Raw genomic sequence first — 21,492 nt, 5'->3', positions numbered from 1 at the left:
GCGATAGGCAGGCCGCCATGAACCGCACGACCGCTTTCGACGCCGCATCGGCCGGCCCGCACCGGGTCGGCGACGGCCCGCTCGACATCGACGCCGTCCGCGCCATCGCCCGGGAGGATCTCCCGGTCCAGCTTTCCCCCGCCGCCGAACAGCGGATGGCGGTCGCCCGAACCGTGGTCGACCGGCATCTGGCCGAAGGAAGGCCGGTCTATGGCATGACCCGCGGGCTCGGGCCCCAGGTGACCAAATCGGTGCCGGCCGAGGCGCTGGCCGAGTTTTCCCGCCTGACCGTGCTGGGCCGCGCCCAGTCGGTCGGTCCTCGCTTCTCGCGGACCGCCACGCGCGCCACCCTCTTGATCCGCGCCGCCAGCATGGCCGCTGGCGGCGCCGGGGTCCGCCCCGAGCTGGCCCGGTTCCTGCTCGAGCTGCTCAACCGCAAGCTCCATCCGGTCATTCCCTCGATCGGCTCGATCGGCGCCTCCGATCTCTGCCAGTTGGCCCATATCGGGCTGGTGGTGATCGGCGAAGGCGAGGCCGAGCTCGACGGTGCCGTAATGCCGGGCGCCGAGGCGCTGCGGCGGGCGGGACTGGCGCCGATGGCGCTCGCGCCCAAGGAAGGGCTCGCCCTCTGCAGCGCCAACTCGGCCACGGCGGCCCGCGCCGCCCTGGCCCTCGCCTGGGCGCGCGACCTGGCGCTGCTCGCCGATCTCGCCGCCGCCCTCAGCATGGAAGGCTTCCGCGCCAATCTCTCGCCTTTGGATCCGCGCGTCGCCGCGGCGCGGCCGCAGCCGGGACAGGCCGCCTCGGCGGCGCACCTGCTGCGGCTTCTCGACGGCTCCGCGCTGATGCAGCCGGGCAGCGCCCGGCGGCTGCAGGATCCGCTTTCCTTCCGCTGCGTCAGCCAGGTCCACGGCTCCTTCTCGGTGGCGCTGGCGCAAGCCGAACAGGCGCTGCTGCCCGAGCTCAACGGCGCCGGCGACAACCCGCTGGTGCTGCCCGAGGCCGACCTGATCCTGTCGAACGGCAATTTCCACACGCCGGCCCTGGCGCTCGCCTTCGACGCGGCCGCCATCGGCCTGGCCCAGGCCGCCAACCTCGCCGTCGCCCGCTTCGGGCGGATGATGGCGCGCCGCCTGACCGACCTGCCCGATCTCCTCACCCGCGAGCCGCCGCCCTCGGTGGGATTCGGCCCGATGACCAAGACGACCGAAGCGCTGGCGGCCGAGATCCGCTTTGCCGCCAATCCCGTCGCCGCGGACCAGCGCCAGAGCGCCGAGGGCATCGAGGACGACACCACCAACGCCCCGCTGGCTGTCACGAAGTTCGAGACCGCGCTCGAGCGCTACGCGCTTCTCATCGCCTGCGAGCTGATCGTCGGCGCCGAGGCCGTGGATCATGCCCGGCCGCCCGCACTGGGCGCCGGGCCCAAGCTCGCCCATGAGGCGGTGCGCGAGCTGGTGGCGCCGCTCGCGAGCGACCGGCCCTATGGTACGGAGATCGAAGCCGTGTGCGAGAAGCTGCTGCGATCGGGCGTCCTGGCGGGCCGGGTCGCCGACAAGCTGGGGCGCGGCTAGACCGGGCGCTTGCCCGCGCGGTTCGGTGCCACGGGATTCGCCATCAAGGCGGCCTCGGCCAGGATCCATTCGCGAAAGGCCTTGACCAGCGGCTGCTCCGCGGTGCTCGCCGGACAGACCAGATAATAGGCGAAGTGCGACGGGCCCTTGAGCGATAGGTCGAAGGGCCGCACCAGCCGGCCGCTCGCCAGATCGTCCGCCACCAGCGACGAATCGCCGAGCGCCACGCCCTGCCCGTCGATCGCGGCCTGGATCGCGAGATCGGTCTGGGTGAAGTGAATGCCGCGGGCGCCGCCCGCTTCCTTGTGCACGCCGGCCGCCCGCAGCCACATCTCCCAGTTGGGCCAGATCTCGCCCTGCGCGTTCCAATCGACATGGATCAGGGTGTAGCGGCGCAGATCGCGCGGATGACGCAATGGATGCGCGCCCTTGAGCAGCTTCGGACTGCAGACCGGGAACATCGTGTCGTGGAACAGCCGGTCCGCGCGCAGGCCCGGATAGACGCCGTCGCCGAAGCGGATGCCGATATCGATGTCCTCGCGCGCGAAATCGATCAGCCGCTGCGAGACCTCGATCCGCACATCCGTTTCGGGATGCTGCAGCAAGAACCGGTCGAGCCGCGGCACCAGCCATTTCGCGGCGAAGGATGGCGAGCTCGTCACCATCAGCCTTTGCCGCCCTGCCGCGTCGCGCAGCCGCGCCACCGCGCGGCTCACGCTCTGGATCGCCTCCGTCGCCGCCTGATGCAGGATTTCTCCGGCCGGCGTCAGCCGGACCACGCGGCTCGAGCGCGAGAACAGCTTGACGCCGAGCTGGTCCTCGATCTCGCGCACGAGATGGCTGACGGCGGCCGGCGTGACGCCCAGCTCGGCCGCCGCCTTGGTGAAGCTGGAATGACGGGCCGCGGCTTCGAAGCCACGCAGCCCGCCCAGTCCCGGAAGGTGCGAGGTCATGGCGTCATTTTCAAATATTCCTCATCAATAGGTCAAGGCGAAGTCGTTTGTATCTCGCCATTTCCTGGCTTCAAATCGCGGTAACCGGGCTCTCAAGCCATAGGATTATTTGAAGGAGATTCGCATGTCCAACCTGGCTCAGCGCGCCTCGGCTCCCCTGCCCGCGACAGGGTGGAGCGGCGGCGCCCGCTTGCGGTCACCCCGCTCCCCGTCGCGCCGGCGAAGCGCCGTTGGCCGCTTCTGGCAGTGGCTGCTGGTGCACCATCGGCGCCGCCGGAGCATCAACCAGCTGATGCGGCTGAACGAGCGGATGTTGCGCGATATCGGGATCGCACGCCCCGAGATCGCCGACGCGGTCGACCGCCTGCTCTGGGAGCAGCGCTTCGGGACGATGGGACAGGCCCGGGACGCCCGTCGCGTGGTCAACGATGACTGGCAGGACCGATAGCCTCTCGGGTCCGGCGAGGAAGTCCGCCCGGGCCAGCCGGGCCGGCCGCTTCGCAACAGCCGTCAGTTCGCCGGCAACGCCTCCAGCGTGAAGCCCTTGGGCAGGGTGGCGTGGGCGATGTCGAGCTTGTCGGCGGCAACCGGGATCTCGACCTTGTAGTCGGGCGTGAACTCGATCGAGAAGACCGCATCCGTGATGGCGGCGGGGTCCTTCTTGCCGTCGGCGCTCCAGAGCGTGAACTGCGCGTCGGGCGCGTCGCTGCCGTCCGCCTTGCGGAAGCCCACCACCGGCTCGCTCATCACCTCGTTGATAAGATCGTCGAAGGATTTGTCGACCGGCCCCTTGAGCAGGGCGCGCTGCAAGGTGTGGGTGCGATCCGCATAGGTGACGATGGCGAGCGCATCCTTGAACTTGGCGAAGGTCTCGTCGCGGTCGGCCGCCCAGAAAGGCAGGATGCCGGCCACGCGCATGATCCCGCCGGCATTGGGGACCTCGAGCGTCGCGGGTTCCCCCGTCACGGAGAGGAGCGGCTTTCCGCTCTCGAGGCTGAAGAAGGTCGAACGGTCGAGCGCGCCGCAGCAGCCATACTCGACCACGCGATAGAAGGCGTCGTTGCCGTCGAGCCCGGCCGCGGAGCCGGAATCGCCCGTCAGCTTGAAGCCCGGGCCGGGCTTGCGCGAACCGTCGGTGCCGACGCGCCAGGTCGAGACCGTGACGCTCGCGCTGACCGGGCCTTCGGAATCGTCGCGCAGGACCGCCGCCATCTCCTCCTTGATCAGGACATGGACCGGCTCGCTGCTGCCCTCCGGCCAGTACTGCACGACCGTGAAGCGCCGGTTGGTACTGTCCGTCTCGAACACCCCGTCCTTCACCGTGATCTTGATCTCGGAGGCGGCGCTGTCGCTGACCGGGCTTTGGGCCAAGGCCGGCAGGGCCGACGACAGCAATCCGGCAAGGCTGGCGGTCAGAAGCAGGCGGGCCGACATGATTGTCCTCTCTGGTTCCTGGGTTCCGGGAAGCCGCGTCTTATCGGGTTGTGGAGATGGCCTTCGGCGCCTCGTCACGCCGCCAGCGCGGAGATCGCGCCGCGGAACCGCGCCAGGATCGCCTCTTCGGCAACGTGATGGCCGGCTTCGACCACCCAGCGTCCGCCGATCATCACGTCGCGGACGGGGTTGGCATTGCCGGCGAAGACGAGCGCGTCGACCAGCCGGTCGTCCTCGCGGCCATAGAGCAGCGGGTGCTCGGCATCGAGCACCACCAGGTCGGCGCGATGGCCCGCCGCCAGCCGGCCGATCGGTCGTCCCAAGGCGCGCGCCCCGCCTTCGAGGGCCGCGCGGTGGAGATCGGCACCGACCGAGCCGGTGCGGCCGGTCAGGCGGTTGCGCCGGCGCTCGAGGAGCCGCTGGCCATATTCGAGCCAGCGCAGCTCCTCGACGGGACTGACGGAGATATGGCTGTCCGAGCCGATGCCGAAGAGGCCGCCCAGGCGCTGATAGGCGATGGCCGGGAAGAAGCCGTCGCCGAGATTGGCCTCCGTGGTCGGGCAGAGGCCCGCCACGGCACCCGAGATCGCCAACGCCCGGGTCTCCGCCTCGGTCATGTGCGTGGCATGCACCAGGCACCAGCGCGGGCCGACCGGCAGATGGCCCATCAGCCAATCGACCGGGCGCCTTCCCGACCAGGCGATGCAATCCTCGACCTCGAGCGTCTGCTCGGCGATGTGGATATGGATCGGCGCGGTGTCGTCGAGCGCATCGAGCCCGGCCACGGCACCGGTCAGCAGCTCAGGCGTCACCGCGCGCAGGCTGTGCGGCGCGATCCCGATCCGCACCTGCGGATCGGCACGATGACGGCGCGTCAGTTCCTGGATCAGGGCGAGATAGGCGTCCAGCGAATGGAGGAAGCGGCGCTGGCCGGGCTTGGGCGGCTGGCCGCCGAACCCGCCCTGGGCATAGAGCACCGGAAGATGGGTGATCCCGATCCCGCTATGGGTCGCGGCCGCCAATATCCGCTCCGACATTTCGGCCGGGTCGGCATAGGGCCGGCCTTCCTGGTCGTGATGCAGATAATGGAACTCGCCGACCGCGGTATAGCCGGCCTTGATCATCTCGACATAGAGCTGGCCGGCGATCGCCTCGACCTGGCCTGGCGAGAGCTTCTCGACGAAGCCGTACATGACGGTGCGCCAGGTCCAGAAGCTGTCCTCGCCGGCAGCACCGCCCTGCCCCGCGCGTTCCGTCAGTCCCGCCATGGCGCGCTGGAAGGCGTGGGAATGGAGATTGGGCATGCCCGGCAGGACCGGGCCGGCCGCCCGCACGACATGACGGGCCGCGGGTTGGGCCGCTGCATCGGGTGTCACCGCCGCCAGGCTGCCATCGACCGCGATCTCGAACAGCACATCCCGGGCCCAGCCCTCGGGCAGGAGCGCTCTTTCGGCGAAAAGTCGATGGACGATGCTCATGAAGGGGACAGGGTCTGCCGTGCCGAACGACCGCCTGGCGCCGTCATGCCGGCAACCCGACTGACGGCCGCATGGCGCCGATCCCCGCTATATAGCAAAGAACTGGAAGGCCAGAAACCACGCCGCCGGCCCTGTCGCCGGCTCTTTCGCTGGCCGAAGCCGGCGCCCGAGGAAGGCGGGGCGCCGGGTCATCCCCTGCCGCAGCTTCGCGCCGGCGACGGGACTGCGGTCCTCGGGGCCATGAAGCGCCCTCAAGAGGACCGCAGCCGACGTCATCAACTCAAAGAATGCCGAGCGATCGAAGCTGCAGCAGCGAGAATGCGATCAGATCGCTTCCTTGAGATCCTTCGCGACGCGGAAGGCGACCTTCTTCGACGCCTTGATCTTGATCGCTTCGCCGGTCGCCGGGTTGCGGCCCATGCGGGCGGCGCGCCTGCGAACCTGGAGGATGCCGAGGCCCGTGATACGGACCTTGTTGCCCTTCTTGAGATTCTTGACCGTCAGGCCGACGAAGTCGTCGAACAGCGCGGCGACGGCCTTCTTCGGCAGGTCGTGCTGGGTTGCGAGCTCTGCGATGAGCTTCGAGAGCGGAATGGTGGTCACTGCAGCTTTCTCAGCCATGGGTATCCCCTGTTGTTACGGACTCTCCGCCGCCCGCGCGAGGAAGCGCCGGGAGCGGAAGTTCAATGGCAAAAGCCATATCGCCAACTCAAACCTCGTTGGCTCACACGCCCATAACATGTCTCGCGCCGATTCGGAACAAGGCCGCGTCAAAATAATGCCGTCGCCACGCAGTTTTTTCGTTTCGCCCTCCATGGCGAGGCGAGTCCCGAGCGCGACGGTCGAACGACTCGCCATGCCAGTGCGCTGCCGGCATGCCAATTGTGGCAGGACTCGGGTCGACGCGAATCGGCGCCATGGCGATCGCGGGAACCGGCCTGGCATCGTCGCTTCTTGACAATAGTTTCATTTGAAACTAATTTGCCCCGATCGTTTCGGCGTCGATTTCGTCGGGAGATGTCGCATGCGCAAGTTCATCGCCCTGCCCCGCATCGAAGGCCGCGCCTCGCGTCAGGCGCATTGCGATCTGCCGGACGGCACGTTCGAGCGCGAGCTGGGGAAGGAAGGTTTCTTCGGCCCGGCGACCATGATGTATCACACGCATCCGCCGACCGGCTGGCTCTCGTGGGAAGGGCCGCTGCGCCCGCGCGCCTTCGATCTCGAGAAGATTTCCGCCGGCATGGCATCGCCCTGGAAGGCGGCGCCGATCCTGGCCAACGCCTCGGTCAAGCTCCGCTGGTGGCGCGCCGACCGTTCGATGGATCATCTGGTCCGCAATGCCGACGGCGACGAGCTCCTGTTCCTGCATCGCGGCAAGGCCGAGCTTTTCTGCGACTATGGCCATCTATCGCTCGAGGCGGGCGACTATCTCATGCTGCCGCGCTCGACCATGTGGCGCATCGAGACCGCCGGTGCGGCCGATTTCCTGCTGATCGAATGCAGCAACGGCTCCTATACCCTGCCCGAGAAGGGGCTGGTGGGGCAGCATGCGATCTTCGATGCCGCCATGCTCGACGTGCCTGCCATCGACGGCGCCTTCCTCGCCCAGCAGGGCGAGCACGAGACGCGGGTCGTAATCAAGCGGCAGAACCGGCTCTCGACCGTGACCTATCCCTTCAACCCGCTGGACGCGGTGGGCTGGCACGGCGACCTGATGCCGGTGCGCATCAACATCAAGGATATCCGGCCGCTGATGTCGCACCGCCAGCACCTGCCGCCGTCGGCCCACACCACCTTCCTCGGCGATCGTTTCGTCGTCTGCAGCTTCGTGCCGCGCCCCTTCGAGACCGATCCCGGCGCGATCAAGGTGCCGTTCTTCCACAACAACGACGACTATGACGAGGTCATCTTCTATCACGCGGGCGACTTCTTCAGCCGCGACAACATCAAGCCGGGCATGGTGACCTGGCATCCCTGCGGCTTCACGCACGGGCCCCATCCCAAGGCGCTCGCGCGCATGTACGAGCAGAGCAAGCCCGGCACCGACGAATATGCCGTCATGATCGACGCGCGCGATCCGCTCGAGATGGGCGAGGCCGCGGCCGCCACGGAGCTCGAGGCCTACGCCCGGTCCTGGCAGTCGCCGGGCCCGGTGGCGGCGCCACGGCGCCCCTCGCGTTCCTGAACGCTCGCGATCCATGAAGCTGGCAAGCCTCAAGACCGAGAGCCGCGACGGGCGTCTCGTCCTGGTCCGCCGCGACCTGACGCGCGCGGTCCTGGCCGAGGCCGCGCCCACGCTCCAGGCGGCACTCGACGGCTGGGCAAACCTTTCCCCACGGCTCGAAGCCCAGTACCAAGCGCTCGAGGCCGGCCGGGCCAGCGGCAGCTTCGCCTTCGATCCGATGCGCTGCGCCTCGCCTTTGCCGCGGGCCTATCAATGGGCCGACGGCTCGGCCTATGTGAACCATGTGGTGCTGGTGCGCCGCGCCCGCGGCGCCGAGATGCTGGAAAGCTTCTGGACCGATCCGCTGATCTATCAGGGCGGCTCGGACGAGTTCCTCGGGCCCCGCGACCCGATCCCCGCCGTCGATGAAGGCTGGGGCGTCGATTTCGAGGCCGAGATCGCCGTGATCCTGGACGATGTGGCCATGGGCAGCGCGCCCGCCGAGGCGGGTGAGCGGATCCGGCTGGTGATGCTGGCGAACGACGTCTCTCTGCGCAACCTGATCCCGGGCGAGCTCGCCAAGGGCTTCGGCTTCTTCCAGTCCAAGCCCGCCTCGGCCTTCTCCCCGGTCGCGGTGACGCCCGACGAGCTGGGCGAGGCCTGGGATGGCGGCAGGCTCGACCGGCCGCTCCTGGTCCATCTCAATGGCGAGCCCTTCGGCAAGGCCGAGGCCGGGCTCGACATGACCTTCGATTTCCCGACCCTGATCGCGCATGCGGCCAAGACGCGCAACCTGCGCGCCGGCACCATCCTGGGCTCGGGCACCGTGTCCAACCGCGGATCCGACGGCGGGCCGGGCCGTCCGATCGCGGAAGGCGGGGTCGGCTATTCCTGCATCGCCGAGCAGCGCATGGTCGAGACGATCCGGGAAGGCCGGCCGAGGACGGCGTTCCTGCGCGCCGGCGACCGGGTCCGGATCGAGATGCGGGATTTGTCAGGCCATTCCATTTTCGGCGCGATCGACCAGGCGGTGACGGGCGATCCGCCGCCCCTACACCCCTTCCCCGCATCCTGCTAGGGTCGGCGGCGCCGGCGCCAGGGGGATTCCGCCGGCGGGGACTTTCCATGCCCAGACCGCCGATGAGCCGACGCCCGGGGACCTTGCTGTTCGTGGCGGAGCTCGCCCAGCAAGAGACCTGGCCGCGCCAGCAGTTGCTCGATCTGCAGCGCCGCCGGCTCAAGGCTTTCGTCGAGAAGGCGGTGAAGGAATCCCCCTACTACCGGGACATCGCGGCCAAGCTCGGCCGCAGGATCACGCGGCTTCAGGACTTTCCGGTCCTGACCAAATCCATCCTGGTCGCCGAATATGACCGGCTCCTGACGGACCCGATGCTCAGCCGCGCCGTGATCGAGAAGCATCTGAGCGAGCAGGGCTCCGGCCGAGAGCTGCTCTTGAAATACCATGTCGTACCGAGCGGCGGCTTCAGTGGCCTGCGCGCCATGATGGTCTATGACCGCACCACCCGGATGATCGGCGTCGCCAACATGCTGCGTTGGCTGCAGCGGATGGGCGTGAGCGAGACGACGCGGGTCGTCGGGATCGGCGCCGCCACGATGATCCACGTCTCCAACCAGGTATTCCTGGAACTGCGGAAGACCCGGCCGGACGCGCCGGCCCTCGACGTCACCATGCCGATCCCCGAGCTGGTGGCGGCGCTCAACCGTTACCAGCCGGAAGTGCTCATCACCTACCCCTCCATCCTGCGCGAGCTCGCCCTGGAGCAGCTCGCCGGCCGGCTCGCCATCGCGCCGCGCTGCTGCAGCTCGCTGTCCGAGATGCTGGCGCCGGAGGTGCGCCGCCTGGCCTTCGAGGCCTGGAAGGCGCCCATCATCGACACCTACGCCACGACCGAGACCGGCATGATCGGCACCGACTGCCCCGAGGCCGCCGGAATCCACCTGCTGGAGCAGCTCATGATCGTCGAGATCGTCGACGAGAATTATCGACCCGTGCCCAACGGCACCGTCGGCGAGCGCATGCTGGTGACGCCGCTCTTCAATCCGGTGCTGCCGCTCATCCGCTACGAGATCACCGACCGGGTGGCGCTGGCGACCGAGCCCTGCCGTTGCGGCCGGCCGCAATGGCGGCTGGCCTCGATCCAGGGCCGGCGCGAGGAGATGCTGGATCTGCCGGCGAAGGATGGCGGCATCCTCCGCATCCCGCCTGTCCATTTCCGCGATCCATTGCTCCTGAATCCGGGCCTGCGCCAATATCAGATCGAGGCGCGGCCCGACGGTCTCCATATCCGGGTGGTGCTGGGTGCGGATGCGGGCGAGCCGGCGACGGCCCTGGCCTCGCTGCGCGGAGCCCTGCTGCAGGCGCTCGACCAGGCGGGCGCCAAGCCGGCGGTGACGATCGAGGCCGTGGACAAGATCGAGCGCATCGGCAGCTCGGGCAAGGCGCGGCTGGTGGCGCGGTCTCACTGACGCTTGAATCCCCGACCAACGCGCTCATCTCAAACAAAAATGACGCCCATCGTCGGGCGCCCGCCATTATAATCGAGCCCTCAAGGCCGGCGCCCAGACCACGCCGCCTCGGATCGGGAGAGCGACGGGAGAGGAGTGACCATGTGGGACTCTCTTTGGATCAATGGGCGCCTGGCGACGATGCGCGAGGGCAGCGTGCCGTACGGCACCATCGAGCCCGGCGCCATCGCGGTCGAGGCCTCGCGGATCGCCTGGGTCGGGCCCATGGGCGAGCTGCCGCGGCGCACCGCCCGCCAGATCCATGATCTCGACGGACGCTGGGTCACGCCCGGCCTGATCGACTGCCACACTCATCTCGTCTATGGCGGGAACCGGGCGCATGAGTTCGAGATGCGGCTCAACGGCGCCACCTATGAGGAGATCGCCAAGGCCGGCGGCGGGATCCGCTCGACCGTGACCGCCACCCGCGCCTCGACCGAGGCCTCCCTGCTCACGAGCGCCGCCGAGCGGCTGAAGCCGCTCCTGGCCGAAGGCCTCACCACCATCGAGATCAAGTCGGGCTACGGGCTCGAGCGCGACGCCGAGATCAAGCAGCTCCGGGTCGCCCGCGCGCTGGGCGAGCGCTTCCCGGTCACCGTGCGCACCACCTTCCTCGCCGCCCACGCGCTCCCGCCTGAATATGACGGAAGGCCGGACGAATATATCGACGCGGTCGCGAGCAAGATGCTGCCGGCGGCCCATGCGGCGGGGCTGGTCGATGCGGTCGACGCCTTCTGCGAGCGCATCGGCTTCACCGCGGCCCAGACCGAGAAGCTGTTCCGCGCGGCCACTTCCTTCGGCCTGCCGGTCAAGATCCATGCCGAGCAGCTCTCCGACCAGAAGGGCGCCGTGCTCGGCACACGCTATGGCGCGCTCTCGGCCGATCATCTGGAATATCTGGGCGAGGATGGCGTGCAGGCCATGGCCAACACCGGCACCGTCGCGGTGCTGCTGCCGGGCGCCTTCTATTTCCTGCGCGAGACGCAGCTCCCGCCGATCGAGGCGCTGCGCAAGGCCGGCGTGCCGATCGCGATCGCGACCGACAGCAATCCCGGCAGCTCGCCCGTCACCTCGCTGCTGCTGATGCTCAATATGGGCACCACCTTGTTCCGGCTGACGCCGGAGGAGGCCTTGGCCGGGATCACGCGCAACGCGGCCAAGGCGCTCGGCCTCGGCGGCAGCACCGGCACGCTGCAGGCCGGCAAGCGCGCCGACTTCGCGGTCTGGAACATCGACCGGCCCGCCGAGCTGAGCTACCGCATCGGCTTCAACCCGCTCCATCTGCGGGTCTGGCAGGGCCGGTCGGATGCCAAGGCGGCGGCCGAGCCGCGCGCCCAGGCCGAGCCCGTGCCGGCGCTCAATCCGGGCTAATTTTGGCCGGGTTCGCTCAAGACCGCCATTTGATCGAGCAGCCGATCGCCGGCACCTGCTCCGCCGGCCCCTTACCGGTACGAGCGATCAGGCGCATGGCCTCCAGCATCTCGCGCTTCGCGCCCTTCACCGGCGAGCTGCCGCGCATCTCCTGCACGCGGCCCCGATAGCGCAGGGCGAGCCCCGCATCGAAGCCGTAGATGTCCGGCGTGCAGACAGCGCCATAGGCCCGCGCCACGGCCTGGGTCCGGTCGATCAGGTAGGAAAAGCCGAATCCATGGGCCCGCGCGAATTCCTTCATCTTGTCGAAGGAATCCGCGGGATAGGCATCGGTGTCGTTGGACATGATCGCGACCGCGTTCACGCCCTCGGCTGCCAGCGCCTTGCAATCCTCGACCACCCCGTCGATCACGCCTTTGACGTAAGGGCAGTGGTTGCAGATGAACATGACGAGCGTGCCCTTCTCGCCCTTGAGCTCGGCGAGCTTGTGCGGGCGGCCGTCGACGCCTTCGAGCTCGAACCCGGCCGCGTGCCAACCGAGTTCATGCTGGCCGCCCGACGCATAAGCCATCGACGCCTCCTTTCGCAAAGAGCGGCCGGAACCGGGCGGCTGCCCGCTACCAGCTCACGCCCTTCGTTTCCTTCGCCCATTCCAGCATCGTCTCGAGGATCCGGCGCAGATGCGGGCGGACAGCCTTGGCGCGGTCCTCGCGGAAGCCGAAGGGCGGCGCCTCGTCCATATAGGTGATCTGCGACAGCTCGAGCTGCACCGCGGCGATGCCCTCGGCGGGCTTGCCGTAGAGGCGGGTGATGTAGCCGCCCTTGAAACGACCATTCAGCACGCTGCTATAGCCGTCGGCCTCGCCCGCGGCCTCGATCAGGCGGGCCGCCAGCTCGGACGGCGCGCTCTTGCCGTCGGCCGTGCCCAGATTGATGTCCGGCAGCCGGCCGGCGAAGAAGCGCGGCACCTCGGAGCGGATCGAATGGGCATCGAAGAGAAGCGCCATGCCGAAGCGGGATTTGATTGCGGCCAGGGCGTCCGCGAGCTGCTTGTGATAAGGCCGCCAGAAGCTCTCGACGCGCTGGCGGATTTCCTCCGCGCCCGGCGCCTGGTCGGGCTGCCAGAGCGGCTCGTCGTCGAAGCTCGTGGTCGGGCAGAGCTCGGTGTTGCTGGCGCCGGGATAAAGCACGGTCCCGTCCGGCGGCCGGTTCAGGTCGATGACATAGCGCGAATGGGTGGCGATCAGCCGGTTGGCGCCGAGCGCCGCGGCGAAATCGTAGAGCCGATCCACATGCCAATCCGTGTCCGGCACCGTGCGCGCGACATCGGTCATCCGCCGCGCCAGGACATCAGGCAGATGCGTCCCCACATGGGGCATGCTGATCAACAGCGGCGCCGGCCCGGGCTCGAATCGGAAGGGCTCCATGGCAATCCTGAATTCCTTGAAATCTCGTCCGGGGACGCAGGGGGCGACGCCCGACTCTGCCCCCCGGCGCCGCTCTTGTGAAGAGCCGCGGGGGCATGCCCGTTATTAACCCTGATCCTCCGCCGGCAGGCGATAGCCGCCTCGGCGATTGGCAGCCCGCATCGCATCTGCGATCATCGGCCAGCACGAGGCCCCTGACATGGCAGACGAAAACAAGACCGAGCGCCCCAATGGCGAGGCCGCGTCCGGTGGCGCGACGCCCGAGGGGCCGCGCGCCAAGCCGAACGGTCCCGGGGCCGCGGGCGGCGGCAAGCCGGGCGGCGGCATCGGCCGCGAGCTGACCGAGGAAGAGAAGGCCTGGGTCCGCAATCTCACGCCGGAGCAGAAGGCGAAGATCCGCGCCATGACCCCGGCCCAGAAGAAGCAGCTTCTGGCCGCGGCCATGCTGGCGCGCCAGAACGCAGCCGCGGATGCGCGGCAAGGGCCGCCGGGACTGATCCCGACCGCCGCTTCCGCCGCCCGGGCAAGGCCGCCGGGCGCGGGACAGCAACGACCCGCCGGCCCGGGCGGACAAGGCCAGGGTGCCGGGTCGAGACCGGGCGGCGGCCAGAAGCAGGGCCCGCGCCAGGTGCAGACGGCCTATGCCGATCCCTTCACGCCCGTGAAGCGGATGCCCAAGTTCGGGCAGCTCGCGCGTCACCAGAAGATCATCGTCGCGGTCTGCGTCACCGCGATCGTCGTCATCGCCACGGTTCTCTTCGGCACCGACTGGGTCCATATCCCGGGCCGGGACCTGGGCGCGATGATCCGCCATAACACCGACTTCCTCGGCGAGAGCATCACGCTGCCGCGCAAGCCGGTCTCGACCACCTGGCAGATGATGCCGCATGACGAGGCGGGCGCCAGCGTCAACGAGGCGACGCATTGGCAGATCATCGCGGTGATGCAGTTCTCCTACGAGGACATGGCGGCGCTCGTGGCCGCGGCCCAGGACAAGCCCCAGGCCGCGGATGCGGCAATCGAGATCCAGCATTGGTTCCCGGCCGACGTGAAGGCCGCGATACAGGCGCGCCCGCCCCGCTCCATCGATCCCTCGCCCTTCTTCGGCGAGCGCTATAAGAGAGGGTCCGCGATCATCGTCACCGGCACCAACACCATCGTGGTCCGCCTCCTCAGCGACTGATCGGCGGCATCCCCGGCCGGGCCCTGCGGCCGGTATCGACATCCATCACGGCGGACCGCCTCGGGCCGCCTCACGCGAGAAACCGACATGCCCGCAATCACCCGCCTCGACAACGAACGCAAGATCAAGAGCCCGCACGGGACCACGCTCAGCGCCAAGAGCTGGCTGACCGAGGCGCCCTTGCGCATGCTGATGAACAATCTCGACGCCGCCGTCGCGGAGAAGCCGCAGGAGCTGGTGGTCTATGGCGGCATCGGGCGCGCCGCGCGCGACTGGGAGAGCTACGACCGGATCGTGGCCAGCCTCCGCTCGCTCGAGGCCGACGAGACGCTGCTGGTTCAGTCGGGCAAGCCGGTCGGCATCTTCCGCACCCATGCGGATGCGCCGCGCGTGCTGATCGCGAACTCGAATCTCGTGCCGCACTGGGCGACCTGGGAGAAGTTCCACGAGCTCGACCGCAAGGGCCTGATGATGTACGGCCAGATGACGGCGGGCTCCTGGATCTATATCGGCAGCCAGGGCATCGTGCAGGGCACCTACGAGACCTTCGTCGAGGTCGGGCGCCGGCATTTCGGCGGCAATCTCGCCGGCAAATGGATCCTGACCGGGGGCCTGGGCGGCATGGGCGGCGCGCAGCCGCTGGCCGCGACCATGGCCGGCGCCTCGATGCTCGCGGTCGAATGCCAGCCGAGCCGCATCGAGCGCCGGCTCGAGACCCGCTATCTCGACCGCCGCGCCGACGATCTCGACCAGGCCCTGGCCATGATCCGCGAGGCCACGGCCAAGGGCGAGGCCCTCTCCGTCGGCCTCCTGGGCAACGCCGCCGAGATCTTCCCCGAGCTGGTGCGCCGCGGCATCCGCCCGGACATCGTCACCGACCAGACCTCGGCTCATGACCCGCTCAACGGCTATCTGCCGGCGGGCTGGTCGCTCGACAAGGCCGAGCGCATGCGCCAGTCCGATCCCGAGGCGGTGATCCAGGCCGCCAAGCAGTCGATGGCGGTCCAGGTCAAGGCCATGCTCGATTTCCATCGCATGGGCATCCCGACGCTCGATTATGGCAACAACATCCGCCAGATGGCGCTGGAGATGGGCGTCGCCGACGCCTTCGACTTCCCGGGCTTCGTGCCGGCCTATATCCGTCCCCTCTTCTGCCGCGGCATCGGTCCCTTCCGCTGGGCGGCGCTCTCGGGCGATCCGGAGGACATCTACAAGACCGACGCGCGGGTGAAGCAGCTCATGCCCGGCAACCCGCATCTCCACAACTGGCTCGACATGGCCCGGAAGCGCATCCAGTTCCAGGGCCTGCCGGCGCGCATCTGCTGGGTCGGCCTCGGCGACCGCGCAAGGCTCGGCCTCGCCTTCAACGAGATGGTGGCCACGGGCGAGCTCAAGGCCCCGATCGTGATCGGCCGCGATCATCTCGATTCAGGGTCGGTGGCGAGCCCCAACCGCGAGACCGAGGCGATGCAGGACGGCTCGGATGCCATCAGCGACTGGCCGCTCCTGAACGCGCTCCTCAACACCGCCTCGGGCGCCACCTGGGTCTCGCTCCACCACGGCGGCGGCGTGGGCATCGGCTTCTCGCAGCATGCGGGCATGGTGATCGTCGCCGACGGCACGAAGGAAGCGGCACGGCGACTGGAGCGGGTCCTCACCAACGACCCCGCCACCGGCGTGATGCGCCACGCCGATGCCGGCTACGAGATCGCGATCGACTGCGCCAAGGAGCAAGGACTGAAGCTGCCGAGCATCGGCAGCTCAGCATCGGGAAGCAGCCCGCACCGCTGAGCCGGCATGTCTGCCGGCGGGGAGGAAACGGATGCTCAAGCTCGTCGTGGTCTGCCATCGGCGCGAGGGTTGGTCGCGCGAGCGGTTCCGCCGCTACTTCCGCGAGGTGCATGGCCCCTTGGCGACCGCCATCCCGCATGTCACCCGCTATGTGCAGAATTTCGTCGAGCCGGACGAAATCGAGGGCGATCCGCCCTGGGACGCGGTGATCGAGTTCTGGTTCGCCGACCGCGCCGCCTACGACGCGGCCTGGGCCTCGCCCGAGGGCCGGCGCGCGGCGGGGGACAATCCCAACTGCATGGACATGGCCCGCACCAGCTGGGGCCTGGTGGACGAGGTCGTCGTTCGCGGATGACGTCGGGCGATCCGGCGCTGCGCGCCCAATCCACCGCCGTCGCATGCCCACGGGCGCAATCTCGGGGAAGCGGTGGATCAGCAAGTCATCTTGGCTGCGCCCTTACAGCGCCTTTTCGTAGATCACATATTCACGATTGATCCTGCTCTCGATCGTCTCGGCGATCGCGCGCATGCCCTGGTTGTCCTCGAGGATCCAGCCGATCTCGCCACGCGAAGCGCCATAGTCGGCGACCGCGGCGCGACGGGTCTGCTCGATCATCATGAAGGCGATCTGGCTCGCGAGGCGCGAGGCCTGGAGCCGCTTGACGACGCCCATGAGCGGCACCCGCGTCGTCTTCACCTTGGGCGCGCGCAGCCACCAGAGCAACTTCGCCCAGCCGAAGGGAAAGAGCGAGCCGTTCAGGGTCTTCTGCGCTTCGTTGAGATCGGGCAGCGTGATCATGAAGGCGACGGGTTCGCCCTCGACCTCGGCGATGCGGATCAGGTCTTCGAAGACGATCGGCTTGAGCTTCCTGCCGGCATAGGCGATCTCGGCGTCCGTCAGCGGCACAAAGCCCCAGTTGTCCGACCAGGCATCGTTCAATATGCCCAAAATCAGCGCGGCTTCCTCGTTGAAGCGCCTCTTGTCGACTTTGCGGATAACGATGCGGCCGTTGCGCTGGCCCGACTGGATGATGCGCTGGACGAGCGGCGGGAACTCCTGCGTGATATCGAGCTCATAGGTGTAGAGCGATTTGGCGGGCGCATAGCCCGCCGCTTCCACCCAACCGCGATAGGCGGAGCTGTTATGCCCCATCATCACCGTCGGCGGATGTTCAAAGCCGCTGACCAGCAGGCCGGGCTCGTCCCACACCGAAAGGCCGAAAGGGCCGAGCGAGCGCAGCATGCCCTTGGCCCGCAGCCAATCCTCGGCATGCGCGATGAGCGCCTGGAAGATCGTCTCGTCCTCCGCTTCCATCATGCCCCAATTGCCGGTGCCCGGACCCATCCCCTGCGCGGCGGGCTGGACGAGCGCCAGATGGTCGATATGCGCGGAAATCCGGCCGACCACGCGGCCGTCGCGCTCGGCAACGAAGAGCTGCGCCTCCGCATGGCCGAACCACGGGTTCTTGCCAGGCGTGATGAGGCCGTAAACCTCCTGCTTCAGCGGCGGCACCCAGTTGCGATCGCCCGCGTTCAGGCGGAATGCCAGCTCGACAAAGGCCTTGCGATCCTTCCCGGTCTCGACGGACCGGACGGTGATATGCGTGTTCATTCCGCGTGGGTCATCCTGTTTCTCTTGGCGTCCTTGGCCGCTTCATCGTCCCGCCGCTCTACGGATGTCCAACACCAGCGGCATGCGCGACGGAGCCTGGGCCTTGGCGGAAACGGCATGCCCGAAACTTCTTCTGCAGTCGCCGATCGGCATGACCTTGGCTATCGCTTTGACGACTACCGTAACTCCCGAAACGCCGTCGCGCCGCGCGGTTGCATTGCATGGCGACGGATGAGCGTTACAGGACTAAGCCGCGCCCGTCGCTTCCCGCTGCGGCCCCACCTCCATCCGCGGCTCGAAGGAGTCCGGGTCGGCCGCGCGCCATTCCTCGGCATAAGGCGTCATATCGGGCGCCGCGAGCAGCACGCCCGGTTCGAGGAAATTATAGATGCGGTCGAGGGTGCGGACCTCAATCGGGTTGAGGCGGTGCCAGATATGGCGCGGCATCAGGTCCTGTGGGTGTGTCACGCCGGCGGCCGCGACCAGCTCGGCCAGCGCCTCGACGGTGTGGCGCTGGAAGCTCGCGACGCGCTGCGCCTTCAGGGCCACCACGAGGCCGCGCTGCAGCACGGGATCGTTGGTGGTGACACCGGTCGGGCAGCGGTTGGTGTGGCAGCGCATCGACTGCACGCAGCCCAGCGAGAACATGAAGGCGCGCGCCGCGTTGCACCAGTCGGCGCCGATGGCGAGATTGGCCGCCATGGAGAAGCCGCTGACGATCTTGCCGCTGGCCGCGAGCCGGATCTCGCCGCGCAGATTGGCGCCGACCAGCGCGTTGCGCATCAGGATCAAGCCTTCACGCAGCGGCATGCCGAGATGGTCCGAGAACTCGGCCGGTGCCGCCCCCGTGCCGCCTTCCTTGCCGTCGACCACGATGAAGTCCGGCTTGATGCCGGTCTTGAGCATCGCCTTGACCAGGGCGAAGACCTCGGTCGGATGGCCGACACAGAGCTTGAAACCGACCGGCTTGCCGCCCGAGAGCTCGCGCAAGGTGGCGATGAACTCCATCATCTCCGCCGGGGTCGAGAAGGCCGTGTGCCGGCTGGGCGAGATGCAGTCGACGCCCGCTGCGACGCCGCGCGCCTCGGAAATCTCGGGCGAGACCTTGGCGCCGGGCAGGATGCCGCCATGGCCGGGCTTGGCCCCCTGGCTGAGCTTGATCTCGACCATGCGGATCTGGTCGTTCCGCGCCTGCTCGGCGAAGCGCTCCGGGCTGAAGCTGCCGTTCGGGTTGCGCGCACCGAAATAGCCCGTGCCCAGCTCATAGACGATGTCGCCGCCATGGATCCGGTGGTAGCGGCTGATGCCGCCCTCGCCCGTGTCGTGATAGAAGCCGCCGAGCTTGGCCCCCCAATTGAGCGCCTCGATCGCATTGGGCCCCAGCGAGCCGAAGCTCATGGCCGAGATGTTGAGGATCGCGGCCTCGTAGTGCTTCTTGCAGTCGGCACCGCCGACCTTGATCCGGAAGGGCTCGGTCACCACGGGCTTGGGCGCGATCGAATGGGTCATCCATTCGAAGGCCCCGTGATAGGCGTCGAGCTCGGTGCCGAAGGGCTGGCGGTCCTCCTGGCCCTTGGCGCGCGCATAGATGAGGGCGCGCTCGTCGTGGCTGTAGGGCTTGCCCGAGTGATCGTCCTCGACGATGTATTGGCGCAAGTAGGGCCGCAGCTCCTCGAACAGCCAGCGGAAATGCGCTATCAGCGGATAGTTCCGCATGAGCGAATGAGCGGGCTGGACCAGGTCCCAGACGCCCAGCGCCAGGAGCGGCAGCAGCAGGACGAGCGGCCAGAGCCAGCCCTTGGCGAGCTCGACGCCCAGGAGGAGGCTCAGCAAAGCCAGCAGCAGCACGATGGTGAACAGGCTGAACCGCCGGGCGGCGGCCCGGAAATCCGCCGTCGTTCCGAGACTCATGTCGGGATTCCCTCGATGACGCCGATATGCGCTGAAGCCTTCCGGCGTCAAGCTTCGCTTTCACCCGGATTCAGCCGGCGGTTAAAGCCGCGCAGGAAGACCGCCATCAGGCATCCCTCGGGCGCCACGCTCCAATGCTTGCTGCCGGGCTCGTAGCGCACGAAATCGCCGGCACGGAAAACGACGCCGTCGCTGTCGCGGAGCTCGCCCTCCATGATGAGGAAGGATTCGCCGTGGCTATGCTCGTGCGGCAGGGAGCGGGTGCCGGGCGCGAAGCGCAGCAGGAAGAAACCGTCGCCCGTCTTCTTATCGTAATCGAGCGGCAGCCAGGTGAAGCCGGGTGCCGCCGCGCCATAGCGGTCGTCGGGAACGAAGGGCGCCTCGTTGATGTTGGTGATGCGGCGCAGCGCCGCCAGCCTTCCGGAATCGGCATTCATGGATGGAGCTCTCTCCTGCTCGGGGCCGGCGTCCGGCCGGCACGGCGGAAGCACGCCATGGGCCGAAGGCCGGTAATGATGGCCCATTCCGCGCCCAAGCCGGGGCCGGCGTCAAGTTACCGACCGGAGGAGATTCTCCGGTCGCCGGCCTCAACGCGCGAGCCGCCAGGCCGCGCGAAAACCCGGCAGGGTCAAGGGCAGGAAGGCGAAGAAGATCCAGAAGCCGATCGTCTGCAGCCGGTCCGGCGGCGTCGCCAACTCGAGCCCCAGGCTGTTGGCGATGATGGCGGCGAGCGCCGCGCCGATCGCATAGCTCAGCATCTGCGTGGTGGGGAGCGCGCCGGCCGCCCGCTCCCGCTCCGCCGCGATGGCGCCCGCCGCCACGCGCCGCGCGATGAAGGCCCAGGCCAATCCGAAGCCGCCGCCCTGGAGCGCGGCAGACAGCGCGATGGCCCAGATGGGCCCATGCGGGACGGACAAGGCGAAGCCGAGAAGACCCAGCGCGATCACGCTGGCGCCCAGCTTGATGCAGAGGGGCTCGCCCTTGGGCCGGACCCAGCCGACCATCATCGCCGTGACGCTCCAGGCGACGGATTCGATCGCGATCAGGTAGCCTGCCAGGATCAAGCTCACATGATGGAGCTGTGCCAGGAGCAGCGGGCCGTAGACGCTGAAGGAGATGGTCGCCACCGCGAAGCAGAGCACCATCAGCAGGCCGAACCGCACGGGCACCTCGGACAGGGACCGTTCGGGCAGCAGCGGCGAATGCTCGCGCCGGTCGAAATAGAAGAAGAGCGCGAGGAAACCGGCACCCACGGCGACCGAGAGCACCGCCAGGCCCGCGGAATCGACCACGCTCGCGACCGCGATGCCCAGCACGCCCGGCACCAGCGCCGCCAGCGCGCGCCAGGGCACGCGCAGCTCCAGGCCCTGGGGAGCGCCCGCGACGTTGCTGAACAGGAAGGGCGAGCAGATCGTCACCAGCAGCGCCTGGGCCGCGAAGGCCCAATAGGCATCGCGCCACAGCCCGGCTTCGGCGAAGAGCCCGCCGATCAGGGGACCGACCAGCGCCGAGACGCCCCAGACGGCCGAGACCCAGGCGAAGATCCGGGTCCAATGCCGCTCGGGAAAGGCCCGGGTCACCGCGACATGGAACAGTGCCACCATCACGCCGCCGCCCAGGCCCTGCACCAGGCGGCCGATCAGGAAGAGGCCCATGTCGGGCGCCAGCGCGTCGAGCGCGCAGCCGATCGTGAAGACGGCGCTGGCGCCGGCCGTGGCCCGGCCGATGCCGAAGCGCAAGGCGGCAAGGCCGCCCAGCGAGGCGGCGACGATCGAGGCCACCTGATAGAGCGCGAAGGTCCAGCCGGTCCAGGCGAGGCCGCCGATGTCGGCGACGATCGCCGGGATCGTGGTGACCACGATCAGCCCGTCCGCCGCATGCAGCCAGATGCCGAAACAGATCAGCAGGAAGGGCGCCCAGCGGCCCTGGCCCAGGATCTCGCGCCAGCCTTCCCCGGCATAGGGGTCGGCGGCGGCGCCGGCCGGTTCCATGCTCTCTCCCCTTTAACAACTTTCTCGTTTCTAAAGGGGGCCGGTTCATTTGACAACGAGTTTGTTGTCAAACTAGG

General features: G+C 68.5%; 19 protein-coding genes. 9 read left to right on the top strand and 10 right to left on the bottom strand.

The features are described 5' to 3' along the window. Positions 1 to 17: 17 nt before the first annotated feature. A complete protein-coding gene (locus tag FRZ61_RS08100; protein ID WP_151116431.1) occupies positions 18 to 1,574 on the top strand; it encodes an HAL/PAL/TAL family ammonia-lyase in 1,557 nt (518 codons plus the stop codon). Here FRZ61_RS08100 and gcvA read toward each other — a convergent pair. After that, positions 1,571 to 2,527 carry a transcriptional regulator GcvA gene (gcvA, locus tag FRZ61_RS08095; protein WP_151116429.1) on the bottom strand — a complete coding sequence of 319 codons (957 nt, stop codon included), beginning with the start codon at positions 2,525 to 2,527 and terminating at the stop codon, positions 1,571 to 1,573. The two genes, FRZ61_RS08100 and gcvA, sit on opposite strands and share 4 nt — an antisense overlap. Before the next feature lie 124 nt (positions 2,528 to 2,651). Here gcvA and FRZ61_RS08090 point away from each other — a divergent pair, with 124 nt between their 5' ends. Beyond that, positions 2,652 to 2,975, top strand: coding sequence for a DUF1127 domain-containing protein (locus tag FRZ61_RS08090; RefSeq protein ID WP_151116427.1), 324 nt, complete (start codon positions 2,652 to 2,654; stop codon positions 2,973 to 2,975). A gap of 62 nt (positions 2,976 to 3,037) precedes the next feature. On the opposite strand, the gene FRZ61_RS08085 is transcribed toward FRZ61_RS08090, so the two are convergent. The 3 genes from FRZ61_RS08085 to FRZ61_RS08075 all read right to left on the bottom strand — a co-directional run bounded on the left by FRZ61_RS08085 (position 3,038) and on the right by FRZ61_RS08075 (position 6,060). Beyond that, positions 3,038 to 3,961 (bottom strand): hypothetical protein, encoded by a 924-nt coding sequence (locus FRZ61_RS08085; RefSeq protein ID WP_151116425.1) that lies wholly within the window; start codon positions 3,959 to 3,961, stop codon positions 3,038 to 3,040. Between the two features lie 74 nt (positions 3,962 to 4,035). Continuing rightward, positions 4,036 to 5,439, bottom strand: a complete 1,404-nt coding sequence (locus FRZ61_RS08080) for a formimidoylglutamate deiminase (protein ID WP_151116423.1) — start codon at positions 5,437 to 5,439, stop codon at positions 4,036 to 4,038. Positions 5,440 to 5,763: 324 nt separating this feature from the next. Next, entirely contained in the window at positions 5,764 to 6,060 is a 297-nt protein-coding gene (locus FRZ61_RS08075; protein WP_151116421.1) for an HU family DNA-binding protein, read from the bottom strand. Between the two features lie 403 nt (positions 6,061 to 6,463). On the opposite strand from FRZ61_RS08075, the gene FRZ61_RS08070 reads away from it, so the two are divergent. From FRZ61_RS08070 to hutI, 4 genes are all read left to right on the top strand, one after another. Next, positions 6,464 to 7,624: a homogentisate 1,2-dioxygenase gene (locus FRZ61_RS08070; RefSeq protein WP_151116419.1), complete on the top strand. Its 1,161-nt coding sequence runs from the start codon at positions 6,464 to 6,466 to the stop codon at positions 7,622 to 7,624. 13 nt (positions 7,625 to 7,637) lie between these two features. After that, a complete protein-coding gene (locus FRZ61_RS08065; RefSeq protein ID WP_151116417.1) occupies positions 7,638 to 8,681 on the top strand; it encodes a fumarylacetoacetate hydrolase family protein in 1,044 nt (347 codons plus the stop codon). Between the two features lie 62 nt (positions 8,682 to 8,743). After that, positions 8,744 to 10,090 (top strand): phenylacetate--CoA ligase family protein, encoded by a 1,347-nt coding sequence (locus FRZ61_RS08060; protein WP_191909357.1) that lies wholly within the window; start codon positions 8,744 to 8,746, stop codon positions 10,088 to 10,090. A gap of 141 nt (positions 10,091 to 10,231) precedes the next feature. Then, positions 10,232 to 11,500, top strand: a complete 1,269-nt coding sequence (gene hutI, locus FRZ61_RS08055) for an imidazolonepropionase (protein WP_191909356.1) — start codon at positions 10,232 to 10,234, stop codon at positions 11,498 to 11,500. Positions 11,501 to 11,516: 16 nt separating this feature from the next. Here the strand turns inward: hutI and FRZ61_RS08050 are convergent, their stop codons facing one another. Together FRZ61_RS08050 and hutG are read right to left on the bottom strand one after the other, a co-directional pair. Next, positions 11,517 to 12,071, bottom strand: a complete 555-nt coding sequence (locus FRZ61_RS08050; protein ID WP_151116411.1) for a thioredoxin family protein — start codon at positions 12,069 to 12,071, stop codon at positions 11,517 to 11,519. A gap of 46 nt (positions 12,072 to 12,117) precedes the next feature. Next, on the bottom strand, positions 12,118 to 12,927 hold the full coding sequence (gene hutG / locus FRZ61_RS08045) for an N-formylglutamate deformylase (RefSeq protein ID WP_151116409.1): 810 nt from the start codon (positions 12,925 to 12,927) through the stop codon (positions 12,118 to 12,120). 199 nt (positions 12,928 to 13,126) lie between these two features. Here hutG and FRZ61_RS08040 point away from each other — a divergent pair, with 199 nt between their 5' ends. The 3 genes from FRZ61_RS08040 to FRZ61_RS08030 all read left to right on the top strand — a co-directional run bounded on the left by FRZ61_RS08040 (position 13,127) and on the right by FRZ61_RS08030 (position 16,256). Further along, on the top strand, positions 13,127 to 14,110 hold the full coding sequence (locus FRZ61_RS08040) for a hypothetical protein (RefSeq protein WP_151116407.1): 984 nt from the start codon (positions 13,127 to 13,129) through the stop codon (positions 14,108 to 14,110). A gap of 87 nt (positions 14,111 to 14,197) precedes the next feature. Then, the gene (hutU, locus tag FRZ61_RS08035; protein ID WP_151116405.1) at positions 14,198 to 15,901 is read left to right on the top strand and encodes a urocanate hydratase; all 1,704 of its coding nucleotides are present in this window, start codon (positions 14,198 to 14,200) and stop codon (positions 15,899 to 15,901) included. A 31-nt stretch (positions 15,902 to 15,932) separates the two neighbouring features. Continuing rightward, the gene (locus tag FRZ61_RS08030; RefSeq protein ID WP_151116403.1) at positions 15,933 to 16,256 is read left to right on the top strand and encodes an EthD family reductase; all 324 of its coding nucleotides are present in this window, start codon (positions 15,933 to 15,935) and stop codon (positions 16,254 to 16,256) included. Positions 16,257 to 16,358: 102 nt separating this feature from the next. Here FRZ61_RS08030 and FRZ61_RS08025 read toward each other — a convergent pair whose 3' ends face one another. The 4 genes from FRZ61_RS08025 to FRZ61_RS08010 form a co-directional block, all read right to left on the bottom strand. Then, on the bottom strand, positions 16,359 to 17,513 hold the full coding sequence (locus tag FRZ61_RS08025; protein ID WP_151116401.1) for a GNAT family N-acetyltransferase: 1,155 nt from the start codon (positions 17,511 to 17,513) through the stop codon (positions 16,359 to 16,361). A gap of 246 nt (positions 17,514 to 17,759) precedes the next feature. Next, a complete protein-coding gene (locus FRZ61_RS08020; protein WP_151116399.1) occupies positions 17,760 to 19,424 on the bottom strand; it encodes an FMN-binding glutamate synthase family protein in 1,665 nt (554 codons plus the stop codon). Positions 19,425 to 19,471: 47 nt separating this feature from the next. Beyond that, complete coding sequence (locus FRZ61_RS08015) at positions 19,472 to 19,861, bottom strand: cupin domain-containing protein (RefSeq protein ID WP_191909355.1); 390 nt, start codon at positions 19,859 to 19,861, stop codon at positions 19,472 to 19,474. 150 nt (positions 19,862 to 20,011) lie between these two features. Then, a complete protein-coding gene (locus tag FRZ61_RS08010; RefSeq protein WP_151116396.1) occupies positions 20,012 to 21,415 on the bottom strand; it encodes an MFS transporter in 1,404 nt (467 codons plus the stop codon). Positions 21,416 to 21,492 lie beyond the last annotated feature (77 nt).

The organism is Hypericibacter adhaerens, assembly GCF_008728835.1.
Lineage (GTDB): Bacteria > Pseudomonadota > Alphaproteobacteria > Dongiales > Dongiaceae > Hypericibacter > Hypericibacter adhaerens.
The sequence above is the reverse complement of the archived record's forward strand: the minus strand, read 5'-3'. Positions and strand labels throughout refer to the sequence as shown.

Coding starts and splice junctions, on each gene's coding strand:
- FRZ61_RS08020 (WP_151116399.1), bottom strand. CDS start 19,424: ATGAGTCTCGGAACGACGGCGGATTTCCGGGCCGCCGCCCGGCGGTTC.
- hutI (WP_191909356.1), top strand. CDS start 10,232: ATGTGGGACTCTCTTTGGATCAATGGGCGCCTGGCGACGATGCGCGAG.
- FRZ61_RS08050 (WP_151116411.1), bottom strand. CDS start 12,071: ATGGCTTATGCGTCGGGCGGCCAGCATGAACTCGGTTGGCACGCGGCC.
- hutU (WP_151116405.1), top strand. CDS start 14,198: ATGCCCGCAATCACCCGCCTCGACAACGAACGCAAGATCAAGAGCCCG.
- FRZ61_RS08010 (WP_151116396.1), bottom strand. CDS start 21,415: ATGGAACCGGCCGGCGCCGCCGCCGACCCCTATGCCGGGGAAGGCTGG.
- FRZ61_RS08085 (WP_151116425.1), bottom strand. CDS start 3,961: ATGTCGGCCCGCCTGCTTCTGACCGCCAGCCTTGCCGGATTGCTGTCG.
- FRZ61_RS08065 (WP_151116417.1), top strand. CDS start 7,638: ATGAAGCTGGCAAGCCTCAAGACCGAGAGCCGCGACGGGCGTCTCGTC.
- FRZ61_RS08070 (WP_151116419.1), top strand. CDS start 6,464: ATGCGCAAGTTCATCGCCCTGCCCCGCATCGAAGGCCGCGCCTCGCGT.
- FRZ61_RS08100 (WP_151116431.1), top strand. CDS start 18: ATGAACCGCACGACCGCTTTCGACGCCGCATCGGCCGGCCCGCACCGG.
- FRZ61_RS08080 (WP_151116423.1), bottom strand. CDS start 5,439: ATGAGCATCGTCCATCGACTTTTCGCCGAAAGAGCGCTCCTGCCCGAG.
- FRZ61_RS08025 (WP_151116401.1), bottom strand. CDS start 17,513: ATGAACACGCATATCACCGTCCGGTCCGTCGAGACCGGGAAGGATCGC.
- FRZ61_RS08030 (WP_151116403.1), top strand. CDS start 15,933: ATGCTCAAGCTCGTCGTGGTCTGCCATCGGCGCGAGGGTTGGTCGCGC.
- gcvA (WP_151116429.1), bottom strand. CDS start 2,527: ATGACCTCGCACCTTCCGGGACTGGGCGGGCTGCGTGGCTTCGAAGCC.
- FRZ61_RS08090 (WP_151116427.1), top strand. CDS start 2,652: ATGTCCAACCTGGCTCAGCGCGCCTCGGCTCCCCTGCCCGCGACAGGG.
- FRZ61_RS08015 (WP_191909355.1), bottom strand. CDS start 19,861: ATGAATGCCGATTCCGGAAGGCTGGCGGCGCTGCGCCGCATCACCAAC.
- FRZ61_RS08040 (WP_151116407.1), top strand. CDS start 13,127: ATGGCAGACGAAAACAAGACCGAGCGCCCCAATGGCGAGGCCGCGTCC.
- FRZ61_RS08075 (WP_151116421.1), bottom strand. CDS start 6,060: ATGGCTGAGAAAGCTGCAGTGACCACCATTCCGCTCTCGAAGCTCATC.
- FRZ61_RS08060 (WP_191909357.1), top strand. CDS start 8,744: ATGAGCCGACGCCCGGGGACCTTGCTGTTCGTGGCGGAGCTCGCCCAG.
- hutG (WP_151116409.1), bottom strand. CDS start 12,927: ATGGAGCCCTTCCGATTCGAGCCCGGGCCGGCGCCGCTGTTGATCAGC.